The following is a 255-nucleotide window of genomic DNA, read 5'->3' as shown; positions in this document are numbered from 1 at the left end:
TGGCTGTTGGATCATTCACGGTACCCGTCAATGCAGGAGTTGCATCGTTGCTCAGATCATCATCCACCGTCACAATCGGTGCAGTCACATCTGTAGAAACCGTACCTGTACTTGGTAATGAGGTGTTGCCTGCTGGGTCTGTCGCTGTTGCAGTGACGGTCTCACCATTGGTCAAGCCACCTGGATTTGGTGTCGTCCACGCCCCAGTCGTTGGGTCTGTTGGTACCTGAACACTTGTACCATCTGGGAAGGTCA

At 52.9% G+C, this 255-nt stretch carries 1 protein-coding gene; it reads right to left on the bottom strand.

The genetic code is table 11. From position 1 onward, the window contains the following. The coding region (locus tag V6E90_RS21715; protein ID WP_332606437.1) for a hypothetical protein at positions 1 to 255 on the bottom strand (255 nt) is incomplete at both ends.

This window comes from Acinetobacter sp. ESBL14 (genome assembly GCF_036668815.1).
Taxonomy (GTDB): Bacteria; Pseudomonadota; Gammaproteobacteria; order Pseudomonadales; family Moraxellaceae; genus Acinetobacter; species Acinetobacter gyllenbergii.
The sequence above is the reverse complement of the archived record's forward strand: the minus strand, read 5'-3'. Positions and strand labels throughout refer to the sequence as shown.